Raw genomic sequence first — 13,979 nt, forward strand, 5'->3', positions numbered from 1 at the left:
TACTGACCAATGATTCCTATGACTAAACCCTTTGTCTGTTTATTCCTTTTTGTTTCCCTTACCTCCTTTGCCCAGACTACCCGAACCATCTGGTTCGACGACCTACCTATTCAGACGTTTTCAGAAGGACTCCGGCCGGTGCAGGCAAAACGCAATTACAGCAATGATACCCTGCGCATTAACGGCAAAGCCTACCTGCGGGGACTGGGCGGTCAATCGCCCTGTATTCTCCCGTTTACCGTAAACGGAAAAGCAAAGCATTTCCACGCCCTGATTGCGGCGGACGACCTCGGCAACAAAGACATTCCGCTGTCCTTCTTCGTACTCGGCGATGGCAAGGTCTTGTTTGAAAAAAAGGACATGCGCATCGGTGATCAGCCGGTACCGGTCGATGTTGATCTGACGGGTGTCCGGCAGCTGGGCCTGCTGGTGACCGATCCCGTCGGCGGCATCGCCAACAAACGGACCTACTGCAACTGGATCGACGCCAGGATTGAGATGCTTGGCGACGCCGTACCGGATTACGTACTTCATCAGGAGAAGCCGTATATCCTGACACCGCCTCCTGCCAAAACGCCTAAAATCAACTCAGCCAAACTCTTCGGGGCAACGCCCGGTAATCCGGTGCTGTATACGATTGCAGCCTCCGGTCAGCGGCCCATGACCTTTACCGCAACGGGTCTGCCCAAAGGACTTACCCTCGACCCGAAAACCGGGATTATCTCGGGACGGGTCGCCGGTAAAGGTGCGTATCCGGTGAAACTAAGCGCTAAAAACGCGCTGGGATCGGCTACCCAATCGCTGACAATCCATATCGGTGAAACCATCGCCATGACACCACCCATCGGCTGGAACGGCTGGAATTCATGGGAAGCCCATATCGACCAGGAAAAGGTGATTGCCTCGGCAGATGCCATGGTCAAAACGGGTCTACGGGATCACGGCTGGGTGTATATCAACATCGACGATGCGTGGCAGGGCAAACGCGGCGGGCCGATGAACGCCCTGCTTCCCAACGCCAAATTCCCGAAGTTTAAGGAGATGGTGGATTACATTCATTCGCTGGGCCTCAAGGCGGGGCTCTATTCAACGCCCTACATTGCCAGCTACGGCGGGTATCCGGGCGCGTCTTCCGACTCGGCCCATGGGGGTGAAACACACGAGACGATTATGGTCAACCGGCGGGCGTTTAACCACATCGGCAAGTTCCGTTTCGAAGAAAACGATGCCCGGCAAATGGCCGAATGGGGTTTCGATTTCCTGAAATACGACTGGCGTATCGACGTAAATTCCACCGAACGGATGGCTAATGCCCTCAGAGCCTCCGGCCGCGATGTGGTCTTCAGCCTCTCCAACAACGCACCGTTTGAAAAAGTAGCGGACTGGGCACGGCTATCAAACATGTACCGCTCCGGCCCCGACATCAAAGACAGTTGGACGAGCCTGTACTTTACTTCGTTTACCCTCGACAAATGGGGCCCGACAACCGGTCATGGCCATTGGGCTGATCCGGACATGATGATTGTCGGCAAGGTATCCATCGGGCCGGTAATGCACGACACCCGCCTGACACCCGACGAGCAGTACAGCCACATCAGTATCTTCAGCCTGTTGTCGGCCCCCATGCTGATTGGCTGTCCGCTCGAACAACTCGATGCGTTCACGCTGAACCTGCTCACTAACGATGAGGTGATTGCCATCAATCAGGATCCTCTCGGTAAGGCTGCCCGTCTGGTCAATGAAGTGGATGGCGTTCAGATCTGGGTAAAACCACTGGAAGATGGCAGCGTGGCTGTCGGTCTGTTCAATATAGCCAACTTCGGCAAAACACCGGCGTCATTTTTCAACTGGGGGGCCGAAAAGCCGGTCTCGTTCCGGTTCGATCTTGCCGGAGCCGGCCTGCAAAAGACCTATACGCTCCGCGATGTGTGGCGGCAGAAAGACCTGGGCACCTTCACCGGCTCATTCACTACCGATATACCCTACCACGGTGTCCGTTTTTTACGGCTGACGCCCAAGCGGTAACTGCTGACTATTAACGCAATATATACTTTCATTTACCACATAGGCACATAGAGAACAAAGCATTTTCTTTTCTACTGTGACCTATGTGCCTATGTGGTAAGCAAAAATAGTATCCGTATGAAACGACTTTTGCTTTTTCTTCTTATTAGCCTTTGCTGTCAGGTTAAAGCACCGGCCCAATCAACCTTATTTCAGCAGAAATTTACGTACCAAACGCTGTCCCCGTTTCATAAGCTGCTGTTTGACAACTTTGTAGCCTATGAATGGCCCGAAGGCAAATCCATCGGGGAAGTACTCACTAACACTACGAGTCTGCGCAGCAAAACACGGCTGGCTGAGGGACTGCTGTTCCGGAATAAGCCCGGCGATAAGGAAGCCGCCGCCGACATTCTGTGGTGGATACTGTCTCACCAGTACCGTGAAAAAGGAACGCCCATCTACGGCATCTGGAAAACGTCCGTCGATGGCGACAAGCACGATCAGAACTGGCGGGAGTTTATCGGCTGCGACCTGATTCTGATCCGGAAATATTACAGCCGGTTACTGCCCGAAGCCCTGCTGAGAGACATTGATACCGGCCTGATGCACGCAGCGCTCGGGGCAAAACAACGCAACGTCGGACCGGACTACACGAATATTGCAATAATGAGTGCCTTCCTGATGGAACACGTCGGCACGCAGCTGAATGATACGGAGTTAAAACAAGCAGGTCTCAGTAAAGCCAATGCGATTTATGCGCTATATCAGCAACACAAAACCTTCAGTGAATTTAACTCGCCGACCTATTACGGGGTAACACTGGCAGGCATCGCCCTCTGGCGCGAGCTGGCGGCATCGGAAGACATGCGCAGCATGGGCCGCACACTTGAGGAAGCGTTCTGGCATGAGGCCGTAACCTTTTATAATCCGGCGCTCAAAAACATGCCCGGACCCTATTTCCGGGGCTATGGCATGGACATGCAGCGGTATACTTCGATTATGGGTCTCTGGATCGCCATTGCGCTGAATAACGAAGCGGCTTCTCCCCTGCCCATTCCGATAAAATCCCCGAAATACGGCGAAATGAGCAATATCGCGCCGATTTATGTACTCGGCTTGTCCATTCCAAAAGCGGATTTAGCAGCGCTTCAGACCTTTACCGGCCCACGGTTTCTGGAACGGTCAGTGCCCAACAACTACAAAGGGGATCCTCTCAAACGCGTAACGGCCATGATTAACCGTGACTGGATGATGGGGGGCGTGTCGGGGATGCGCCGGAAATGGGATCAGATTAAAACCGGCACAATCCACTGGAAGGCTAAGAACGGGAAAACCGGCTGGCTCATTGTGCCTGGTGATGGAATGACCAATGTGGCAGTCAACCAGACGGCCATGCAGATTTTCCGGGGGGATACGCAGGCACGCCGCCTAGACCTGCTTGTCTATGATCCGGAGGCAACAATCGATTCATTTTCAGGCGATCAGTGGTCCTTCCCGACAATCCGGCTTGGGGTGCAGACGGACCTTAAACTGATCAGTAAGGAGCGGCTGGATGCCAAAGCCGGACAGCAGGATTATGCCCTTGCTGAACCCTACACCAACCTGATAAAGATTAGCTATGAAATACCGGTAGACCGGGACCTGTCGAAGCCTTTGCTTAGCATAACCCCGACTCCTTAAGTAACATTTTTTGAGAACGCTATGAACTGAAATCGAACCACATAGCCACATAGAAAACAAAGAATTTATAACTGCTTATGTGGTCTATGTGGCTATGTGGTAAATCTAGTTAAATAGATAGTCAGGCTTTTTAACGTCTCACAATAATTCTCTGAATCATGATTTTTTGATGACTTCATTTCTACAGCTTCAAAAGATCAAATTCTAAAACCAGTATTTCTAAACCTGACACAACGACGCTTTCATGAAATCAAGGTACCTCTTCCTCTATGCGTCCGGCCTGACTGCGCTGATTTATGCCTGTAAGGTACAGACAACGACCACTATCAGCACGACGACAACCACAACAAAAACAGAAACTACATCAGTGGCACGGCAGGCAGATAAGGACGAAGCCCTGCCGCTGGCGCCGTTTTCGACCGTTCCGCTGACGCCGGAGCAAAGCCGGCAGGCGTTTGTGCTGCCCCCCGGCTACCACATGGAGCTGGTTGCCAGCGAGCCGATGATTACCGAACCGGTCGCCATTGCGTGGGACGGTAACGCCCGCATGTATGTGGCGCAGATGGAAACCTATACGCAGGACGCCGACGGCACCGGTACTAAAGAGGCCAGGAGTCGGGTTATGTTGCTGGAAGACACCAACAACGACGGTAAAATGGACAAGAGTTCGGTGTTCATCAAAGACATGGTGCTGCCCAGAATGCTGCTATGTGTCAACCATGAACTGCTGGTCAACGAAACCGATACCTACGACATTTACAGCTACCGCGATACCAATGGCGACGGCACGGCCGATGAAAAGCGGCCGGTGTATATCGTCGGAAAAGTGGCACCGGGTAATCTCGAACACCAGCGCAGCGGCCTCGTGTGGAACATCGATAATTACATCTACCAGACCGTAGACCCGATCCGGTTCCGCTACACCAACGGCAAACTGGTGCCTGATTCGCTGCACAGCGGCTCTAACGGGCAGTGGGGTCTGACCTACGACAATTATGGCCGGTTGTTCTACAGTCGCGGGGGCGGCGAAAATGCGGGCAGCGGCTTCCAGATCAATCCGAAATACGGGGCGCTGGAGTTTTCCGATGCCTACGACGAAGCCACGTTTAGCCCCGTCTGGTCCCGCATTTCGAACCCGGAGGTGCAGGGCGGCCCGCCGCGTCTGCGCCCCGACAGCACGCTGAATCATTTTACGTCCGGCAACGGGCAGTCGATTTTCCGCGGCGACCGGCTTCCGGCTGACCTCGTCGGCGATTACTTCATCAACGAGCCGGTTGCCCGGATTATCCGGCGGGCAAAGGTGGTGAACCGTGCCGGCAAGACGCATCTGGAAAATGTATATCAGCACAAGGAGTTCATTGCCAGTACGGATTTCTTCTTCCGGCCGGTAAATACCTATACCGGCCCGGACGGCTTGTTATACATCATTGACATGAACCGCGGCATCATTCAGGAATCGAACTGGACACGAAAAGGAACGTTTCTGCGGGACAAAATCGACTATTTCAACATTGCGAAAGTAAACCAGCGGGGCCGGATCTGGCGGCTGGTACACGATGACTTTACGCCCGGCCCGAAACCACACATGCTCGATGTTCCGGCGGCGGACCTGATTAACTACCTCGACCATCCCAACGGCTGGTGGCGGGATAATGCCCAGAAGCAGATTATTCTTTTGGGTGATAAAACGGTAGTGCCTGCACTGGAAGCAATGGCAACCGGCCGTCAACACGCCACAGCACTCGGCCGCCTGCATGCCCTCTGGACACTCGAAGGCCTGGATGCAATCAATAAGTCTGTGCTAATCACTGCCTTGTCGGACACTGACCCGCAAGTCCGGAAAGCAGCTATCTGGATCAGCGAACGGTTTTTGCGGCAACAGGATGCGGACATGATCGCCCGCGTTGGCAAGCTGGCCGAAGACCCGAATTTCGATGTCAAAACGCAGGTGTTGCTGTCGCTCGGCGTTAATAAACACCCGCAGGCGCAGCAGATTTCACAGGAGTTGCTGGCCAAAAATCCGGACAACGAGATGCTGAAACGCGTGCGGCTGAGCCTTGACCGCAACGAAGATGCTAAAAAGTATGGCATGAAACTTGGCAGTTTCTCCGCACCGGATCGCAAGCTGATTCTTGCGGGCAGTGAAATTTATAAGGGAATGTGTTCACCCTGCCACGGTGGCGATGGCATGGGCCTGCCGACCAACGCCGCCCCCGCACTGAAAGGCGCGAAACACGTCAACCACGACCGCGATTTTGCGATCCGGATTTTACTGCACGGCCTGAAAGGCCCGATTGAGGGAAAAACCTACCCGAGCGAAATGGCGTCGATGAAAGACAACTCCGACGAATGGATTGCCTCGGTACTCAGCTATATCCGGTATGAATTTGTCGGTACATCAGCGCGGGCGGTGAAAGGGCGTCAGTCGGCGGTCGTTCAGCCGGACGAAGTCAAAAAAATCCGCGACGCCTACGCCTCCACCCGCGAGGCCTGGACCATCGACGAACTGGAGAAAAACATACTGAAATAAAGAGCAGCCCGTCGCTCTTTCACTCTTCCGCTCTTTCACTCATTAAAAATAGCATGTTTCGTTTTTTCTGTTTTTTACTGACAACGGTCGCTGCGTTCGGGCAGCGGGTTCCGGCGCCGGAGCGGTTGCGGTGCGAATTGTTGCTGCATACAGATGCGGTCAGTCAGCGCGGTGAACGGGTAAGTGTGCCGTTGGCCAGGGCCGTGCAACAGCCTGAACAGTACCAGTTTGCGCGCATATACAATACGGCGCCAATGCTGAGCTGGGAATTGGCGCCGTCTGTTCGTCGTCAGACCGCATTTCGGGTACGGGTAGCGCGCTCAGCAGATGGCCTGCAAAAGAACATAGCTGATGTCTGGGATTCGGGTCGCAGGGCGGTTTCGCAACCATCGACCCGTTTTGGCGGAAAGGCTTTAGTACCAGGGCAGGTATATTACTGGGACGTACAGGTCTGGGATACGCAAAACAAACCATCGGCGGTGTCTGCTCCGATGGCCTTTTATGTTTCCCCTACCGATCCTGCTGAACCGTTTGCCCACTATCCGCTTGTGGCCGAAACCCAAACGGCAACGCTGGTCCGGCAAACCGGCGCCGACAGCTGGTTTCTCGACTTCGGGAAAGACGCGCTTTGCCAGCTACAGCTGCATCTGACCAGCGACGTTTCCGACAGTATCCGGATTGAGGTGGGTGAATTGACATCGAAGCCGTTTACGATCCATACCAACCCCGGCCGCAACATCCGCTACCGGCGCATCAGTCTGTGGGTTGAAAAAGGAACACATGAATACAACATTGAGTGGCCGCAGGACCAGAAACGCAACATCCGGAATCCGGTATTAATGCCGGATTACATTGGCGAAGTGTATCCGTTCCGGTATGTGACACTGAGTAATCTCAAGGGAAAAATTGACCGGTCGTCGGTTAAGCGACGGGTGGTAAGCTATCCGTTTGATACGCAGGCAGCCCGTTTTACGTCCGGCGATACCGTCCTGAATCAGGTTTGGGACTTATGCCAATACTCCATTAAGGCCACGAGTTTTGCCGGGTATTACGTCGACGGTGACCGGGAGCGGATTCCGTATGAGGCTGATGCGCTGATCAATCAGTTGTCGCACTATGCCGTGGATGCCGAGTACAGCATGGCTCGCCGGAGCATGAATTACCTGATCTATCATCCGACCTGGCCGACGGAATGGAGCCTCCAGAACGTACCGATTGCGTGGAACGATTACCTCTATACGGGAGACACTACCCTGTTATCTACTTTTTATACGGAACTGACCCGCAAAGTGCTGATGCCGCTGGCGGGCCCTTCCGGACTGATCAGCACCCGGACCGGTAAGCAGACCGATGACTTTCTGGCGTCCATCCACATTACCAAAACGTTTGACGGTCGCCGCGGCCTGCACGATAACGTTGACTGGCCCCAAACCGGTAACTACATCGGACCGGAAAAGGAGTACAAAGGCGAAACAGATGGGTTTGTCTACAATACCTATAATGCCGTCATCAACGCCTGGTATTACCGGAATCTGGTGCTGATGCAGCAGATTGCCCGTGTGTTGGGGAAACCCGATGATGCCCGGCGATATGAACAGTCCTCCACTAAGGTGTATGATGCGTTCCGGACCACTTTCCGCGATCCGGCCACCCGACTAATCAAAGACGGCGACAGTACGGCTCATACGTCGCTGCATGCCAACATGTTCGCGCTGGCCTTCGGGCTGGTTCCGCCGGAGGATATACCGGCCGTGGCAACGTTTATTAAAAGCCGGAAGATGGCCTGTAGCGTCTACGGCGCCCAGTTTTTGCTGGATGCTTTATACGATGCCGGTCTGAGCGACTATGCTCTGTCGCTGATGACGGCCACGACCCAACGCAGCTGGTACAACATGATCCGTGTCGGGTCAACGATTACGATGGAAGCCTGGGATCAGGTCTATAAACCCAATCTTGACCTGAACCATGCCTGGGGCACTGCTCCGGCCAACATCATCATGCGCAAACTCGTGGGCGTTGAGCCGCTGTCACCGGGCTTTGGTGCCATTCAGATTAAACCACAGCCGGGAGACCTTTCGTTTTTTGAGGCGACTGTACCATCACCGAAAGGGCCCATTCAGGTCTCCTACAAAAAAGCGGAACGGAATACATTGACTGTGGCCATTCCGGGCGGAACGACCGCAACCGTATATGTCCCCTATGACCCCGCCAAACCAAAACTAACGATGGATGGCAAGCCGTTGCCGGTAAAACCGACCGGCAATTTCTACGTGCTGACAAATGTCGGTACCGGCCGGCATGAGCTGTCGGTATCCCGCTAACACTGAACCGTGCCTGCTTTTATACTAAATCAGATTTACATGAAACGACTTTTTTTCCAGATTATCGCCACCGGAATACTGATGACAACAGGAGCGTTCTTCGCATTCCGGGAACCGGCTCAATCAACCACCCGCCCGAACATTCTGTACATTCTTGCCGATGATATGGGGTACGGCGACGTATCAGCCTACTATCCGCAAGGACAGATTCCAACCCCGAACATCGACCGGCTGGCGGCTCAGGGCATGCGCTTTACGGATGCCCATTCGCCTTCATCAGTCTGTACACCAACCCGATACGCGTTGTTAACCGGCCGTTATCCGTGGCGGAGCCGCCTGCCGGTCGGCGTATTACGGGGGTATAGCCGGACGCTCATTGAGCCCGACCGGCCGACGGTTGCGAAGTTACTGAAAGCACAGGGCTACACAACCGGCGTCATCGGGAAGTGGCACCTCGGCATTGATTGGGTGCCCACCGCAGAGCAAACGGCAAAACTGGCCGATCCGGAATTCGGCATCAAAACCGAGATGAATCCCGAACAGATCGATTATGCCCAAAGACCAGCCGGCGGACCCCAAACGGCAGGTTTCGACTATTCGTTTATTCTCCCGGCCTCACTCGATATGCCACCCTATGCTTATCTCGAAAATCACAGGCTAACGGATCAGCTAACCGCCTATACCGACGGGAACAAATTACAGTCAGGCTATACCGGCCCGTTCTGGCGGGAAGGCAAAATGGCGCCGTCTTTCAACTTTTTTGAGGTATTGCCCACCTTTATTACCAAAGCAAAAGCATTCCTGAAGCAGCAATCGGCCCAAAAACCATTTTTTCTCTATCTCCCGCTGGCAGCACCCCACACCCCGTGGATGCCTAAACCCGGTTACGCCGGCAAATCAAAAGCGGGAGAATACGGTGATTTCGTGCAGCAGGTTGATGCCTCCATCGGTGAGGTCCTGAAAGCACTGGATGAGACCGGCTTCAGTAAGAATACCATCGTCATTTTTGCCAGCGACAACGGCCCGTACTGGCGCGAAAATTTTGTGAAGCAGTTCAATCACCGCGCGGCCGGAAACTTCCGGGGCATGAAAGGCGATGCGTTCGAAGGCGGTCACCGGATCCCGTTTATTGTCCGCTGGCCGGGAACGGTCAAGGCAGGAACGGTTTCGGATGCGACCACAACCCTCGCCAACCTGATGGCAACCTGTAAGGACATTACCCGGAACGCAGACGCGGCATTTGTGCCCGAAGACAGCTACAGCATCCTGCCGGTGCTGACCGGAAAAGCAAAGGCAGTTGCCGGTCAGCCCGCCGTCGTACACAGCTCATCCATTGGTTATTTTGCCATCCGGCAGGGAAACTGGAAGCTGATTCAGGGACTCGGTTCCGGCGGATTTACCGAACCACGGGATATAAAGCCAACTGCCGGGGAGCCGGCCGGTCAGCTATATGATCTGGCCAACGACCCGCTCGAAACAACAAACCTCTATCAGCAGCATCCTGAAAAAGTTAAGGAATTAGCCGATCTGCTGACCAGAATCCGCGAGACAAAACAACGGCTGTAAACCTTTACACTTTTAAACAGCTGCGCGAACAACTTTAGGGTACTATTTTCGTTGGGAAAGAAACATTCTCACCTTTTTTATGAAACGAAGTATATCCCTCCTCAGCTGTTTATGCAGCACTGTTTACTGTTTTGCTCAAACGCCGGAAAGCCCGTTCAAAGCCCGCAATACCCTATACGCTGAAGGGTTTGGGTCCGGCGGTATTTATTCACTGAACTACGAACGATTGATTAAAACGAAGCCCAAAAGCGCTGTCGGCCTTCGGGTCGGCGGTAATTTATTTGGCTTCAAAAAACCGTCGTATACATTTATCGGTGAAGTTTTTGCGATTTACGGTCCGGGAAAAAACCACCTTGACGTTGGCTTGAGCCTTTCTGCACTGCGCACATTTACGCCTGGAAACGAAAACGGTAGTTTTATTCAGGAACCTTACTGGTCAGTCTATGCGATTCCGCGTATCAGTTACCGATACCAGAAACCGCAGGGAGGGCTGATGCTCAGGGTTGGCGTTAACCCATTTCTCAATGTGTTAAGTAATCAGGATGCTGATCGCATTGGTATTTTGCCATGCTTCGCCATCGGCCATAGCTTCTAAAAGGGTTTACCAAATTAAATACTAATGGAGTAATCTATTTCGCTACAAAGCCTCAGCCGGAGATTGTCTGGCTGAGGCTTTTTTTATTATCAGCCTGAAATTATGCAGATGAAGTCCTGTCTTTTGGTTTGTTCTGACTCACGCGTAGACGGTTTATCCCTTGCAGATTAAATTATGGTTTAGACAGGATTAAAAAATGAATAAATGCACGGTGCTAAAGCAGTAATCGACTGTATTACAGTAAGATATTTCTATTAATCCCCGTGTACTGAACACAACGAAAACTGTGCTCATGGCGTTTACAGTACAAAGGGATGGCAACCGGCCAACCCTGAACAGCTTAACTGTAATCGACGATAAAAGCCATGAAAACGTTTTTTCAGGCAAACCAAACCGGCGTTGGGAGCGGTTTGGGGACAATAACTGCCCGCCTATCTTTACTGATGCTCTCCCTGTTCTGCCTGGTTGCAAATCTGGCTGTTGCCCAATCGAATCAGTTTGAGACACAGCAGGGTCTGGCCAATGCGATCGCTGCCTACGATGCCAATATCCGTGGTGCCATGCTACAGGCCAGCCAATATCCACAGGTGCTGACTGATCTGCAACGGGTCCGCGATGATAGCCGCAATGCATTTGAAAATTTGATCAGTGGTTTTCCGCAAAAAAAACAAGGCTGGTTTTACGAGCTGACCCGGTATCCGGATTTAATGCACAGCCTCGCACAATCGCCCGGCGGTTTATCACAGGACGCCGTTGAGCGGATGGTCCCTGGAAATGATGAAAATCTGCATGAAGCTGCCTGGAAACTGTATCGCCATCACCATGATGACCTTGTGCAGGCTGACACATATAATCAGAACGCATTCAGCTCATTCGATAAACTGATCGGGTCGTATGATGAGTTAACGCAAAAGTCATTCAGAACACTGCTGAATTATCCGGATGCCTTGCTGTTATTAACGGGAAATATTCCACTGACAACACAGCTTGGCCGGACCTATCAGGATAATACACAGGATATTGAGCAGCAACTTGCAATGAAACACGATAGCCTGATTGTTCAGCATGACCGTGAGGTTGCAGCCTATAAAAAATCGATCGACGCTGATCCGCAAGCCGGACAGGAGCTCAATCAGGCAGCTAAAACCTTTGCGCAGAATAACGGCTATATACTTCCTACGGGTTTTGGTGCCGGTATAATGTATGCGAATCCGTATTCTTATTGGTTTGGTTATCCATACTGGTATGGTTCGCCGCTTTGGTATCCTGGTGCTTACTGGACTGGATTCGGTATGAGCTATGGGCTTGGCATGGTGGGGTTATATGGTTTTCCGGCCTACGGATTCAGCAACTGGTTCATTAACCGTGGCTATTATGCCTATCCGCGCCTATACCGGTATGCACGTCCGTATCACAGCGGGGTTGTAGCCGGTAGCCGCTATACGCCAATGGCAAGGGTATATGCCGGTCCGTCAAACCGCAGTAACTACCAGATGGCCAGACCTATGTATCAGAACCGTTCTTACCCGAATGTCAATTCTGGGGCACGTTCCGGCTCTTATGGTGGTAGTTTTGGCGGTCGTAGTTACAGTAGCGGCGGCGGTTTCAGAAGCGGAGGATTTGGCGGGGCCGGCGGACATCACCGGTAAAGCATTATACTATTGCAGGGGTGATACAAATCATCCCTGTTTTTTTATTACTAAAAATCCACGCAACGCGTGGCTCAACTTAATACAAAATTTCGCTAAGAATATCGTTAGCACGACGCATTCGGGAACTCCATTTCTGTTTCCGAAAATTTGCACATAACATCAAGCAAACCACTCAATTTCAAACCGGTATCAGTTAAAGCATATTCAACGCGCGCAGGGACTTCACGAAAGTTATCGTTGCGGGTAATCAGTTTATGTTGCTCCAGCAATTTCAGCCGATCAGCCAGAATATTGTCACTGATATATTTCAAATCTTCTTTCAGGCTTGAAAACCGGTTATTACCTTCTTCTATACTGAACAGTACTTCGGTAAGCCACCGCTTACTCAGCAAATGAATCAATTCGTTCAGGGTACATTTTTCTTCCAGGTAAGCCTGGTTATGAAAGTTTGTTGAACTGACTTTTCTCATCTTAACTCACTTTTGGAGGAGTAACTCATAAATGAATTTCCTCTTGTTTAACTACAGCTGATGTTTTTGTTTTACGACTTGAACCTACTTAAAAACAATAAGCTAAACAAGTACTTACCTGTTGCTGGTTTAGTATGAAAAATTTATTCGGATGGAATACAGAAAATTAGGTAATACGAGTCTCGAATTATCAGTCATTACGTTTGGCGCCTGGGCAGCCGGTGGCTGGATGTGGGGCGGTTCAGAGCGTCAGGATGCAGTCAAAGCCATCAAAGATTCCTTTGCTGCCGGCGTTACGTCCATCGATACGGCACCAATTTATGGACAAGGCCATAGCGAGGAAATTGCAGGAGAAGCCATAAAAGGCATTCCACGCGATCAGGTACAGATTCTGACGAAGTTCGGAATGCGCTGGGATCTCGCCAAAGGTGATCTGGCCATGCATTCGAAGAACAATGCCGGTGAAGCTATCGATATTTATAAATATGCCGGCCGCGACAGCATCATTAAGGAATGCGAAGATAGTCTGAAGCGTTTAGGGACCGATTACATCGACCTGTATCAGATACACTGGCCGGATAAAACGACACCGATTAACGAAAGTATGGAAGCTGTCAGCCGGTTAATCGAACAGGGAAAAGTGCGGTATGCCGGCGTCTGCAACTATTCTGTTGAGCAAATGACGGAGGCAGAAAAAAGCATTTCCCTCGCTTCTAATCAGGTACCTTACAGTATGGTAAAACGGGATATTGAAAAAACAGTTATCCCCTATTGCCTTGACAATCAAAAAGGGATACTGGCCTATAGCCCGCTGGAACGTGGCTTGTTAACGGGAAAAATGAAACCCGGACATACGTTTGCAGAAGGCGATCACCGCGCAGGCCTATACTTTTTCAAGGCCGAAAACATTGCCCGTGTCGATGATTTTCTGGAGTCCATCAAACCGATTGCCGATGCCAAAAAAGCAACTATCGGACAGCTCGTTTTACGGTGGACCATTGACCAGCCAGGCATTACCATTGCCCTTGCCGGGGCCCGCAATGCGGAACAGGCGCTGCAAAATGCGGCGGCAGCAGAACTAGCCTTGTCGGCAGATGAAAATCAGTTTATTACCGACAAACTTAATCAACTGACTCTCACAAAGTAAACGGAAAGTCCCCT

The 13,979-nt window shown here is 51.8% G+C and carries 9 protein-coding genes; 8 read left to right on the forward strand and 1 reads right to left on the reverse strand.

Going from position 1 to position 13,979, the window contains the following annotated elements; all coding sequences use genetic code 11:
- Window positions 1-18: 18 nt before the first annotated feature.
- The 7 genes from AC23NW_RS16655 (at window position 19) to AC23NW_RS16685 (ending at window position 12,345) form a co-directional block, all read left to right on the forward strand.
- On the forward strand, window positions 19-2,025 hold the full coding sequence (locus AC23NW_RS16655) for an NPCBM/NEW2 domain-containing protein (RefSeq protein ID WP_487450765.1): 2,007 nt from the start codon (window positions 19-21) through the stop codon (window positions 2,023-2,025).
- A gap of 117 nt (window positions 2,026-2,142) precedes the next feature.
- Entirely contained in the window at window positions 2,143-3,684 is a 1,542-nt protein-coding gene (locus AC23NW_RS16660) for a hypothetical protein (protein ID WP_487450766.1), read from the forward strand.
- A gap of 244 nt (window positions 3,685-3,928) precedes the next feature.
- Window positions 3,929-6,214 carry a DUF7133 domain-containing protein gene (locus AC23NW_RS16665; RefSeq protein WP_487450767.1) on the forward strand — a complete coding sequence of 762 codons (2,286 nt, stop codon included), beginning with the start codon at window positions 3,929-3,931 and terminating at the stop codon, window positions 6,212-6,214.
- Window positions 6,215-6,267: 53 nt separating this feature from the next.
- Window positions 6,268-8,535, forward strand: a complete 2,268-nt coding sequence (locus tag AC23NW_RS16670) for an alpha-L-rhamnosidase-related protein (RefSeq protein WP_487450768.1) — start codon at window positions 6,268-6,270, stop codon at window positions 8,533-8,535.
- Between the two features lie 39 nt (window positions 8,536-8,574).
- Window positions 8,575-10,101: a sulfatase family protein gene (locus AC23NW_RS16675; RefSeq protein ID WP_487450769.1), complete on the forward strand. Its 1,527-nt coding sequence runs from the start codon at window positions 8,575-8,577 to the stop codon at window positions 10,099-10,101.
- Between the two features lie 79 nt (window positions 10,102-10,180).
- Window positions 10,181-10,696, forward strand: coding sequence for a hypothetical protein (locus tag AC23NW_RS16680; RefSeq protein WP_487450770.1), 516 nt, complete (start codon window positions 10,181-10,183; stop codon window positions 10,694-10,696).
- Between the two features lie 365 nt (window positions 10,697-11,061).
- Window positions 11,062-12,345 (forward strand): hypothetical protein, encoded by a 1,284-nt coding sequence (locus AC23NW_RS16685; RefSeq protein WP_487450771.1) that lies wholly within the window; start codon window positions 11,062-11,064, stop codon window positions 12,343-12,345.
- 107 nt (window positions 12,346-12,452) lie between these two features.
- On the opposite strand, the gene AC23NW_RS16690 is transcribed toward AC23NW_RS16685, so the two are convergent.
- A complete protein-coding gene (locus AC23NW_RS16690) occupies window positions 12,453-12,818 on the reverse strand; it encodes a winged helix-turn-helix transcriptional regulator (protein ID WP_293840233.1) in 366 nt (121 codons plus the stop codon).
- 151 nt (window positions 12,819-12,969) lie between these two features.
- On the opposite strand from AC23NW_RS16690, the gene AC23NW_RS16695 reads away from it, so the two are divergent.
- Window positions 12,970-13,965, forward strand: coding sequence for an aldo/keto reductase (locus AC23NW_RS16695; RefSeq protein WP_487450772.1), 996 nt, complete (start codon window positions 12,970-12,972; stop codon window positions 13,963-13,965).
- The last annotated feature ends 14 nt before the right edge of the window (window positions 13,966-13,979 follow it).

This window comes from Arsenicibacter sp. R0_47, assembly GCF_057652235.1.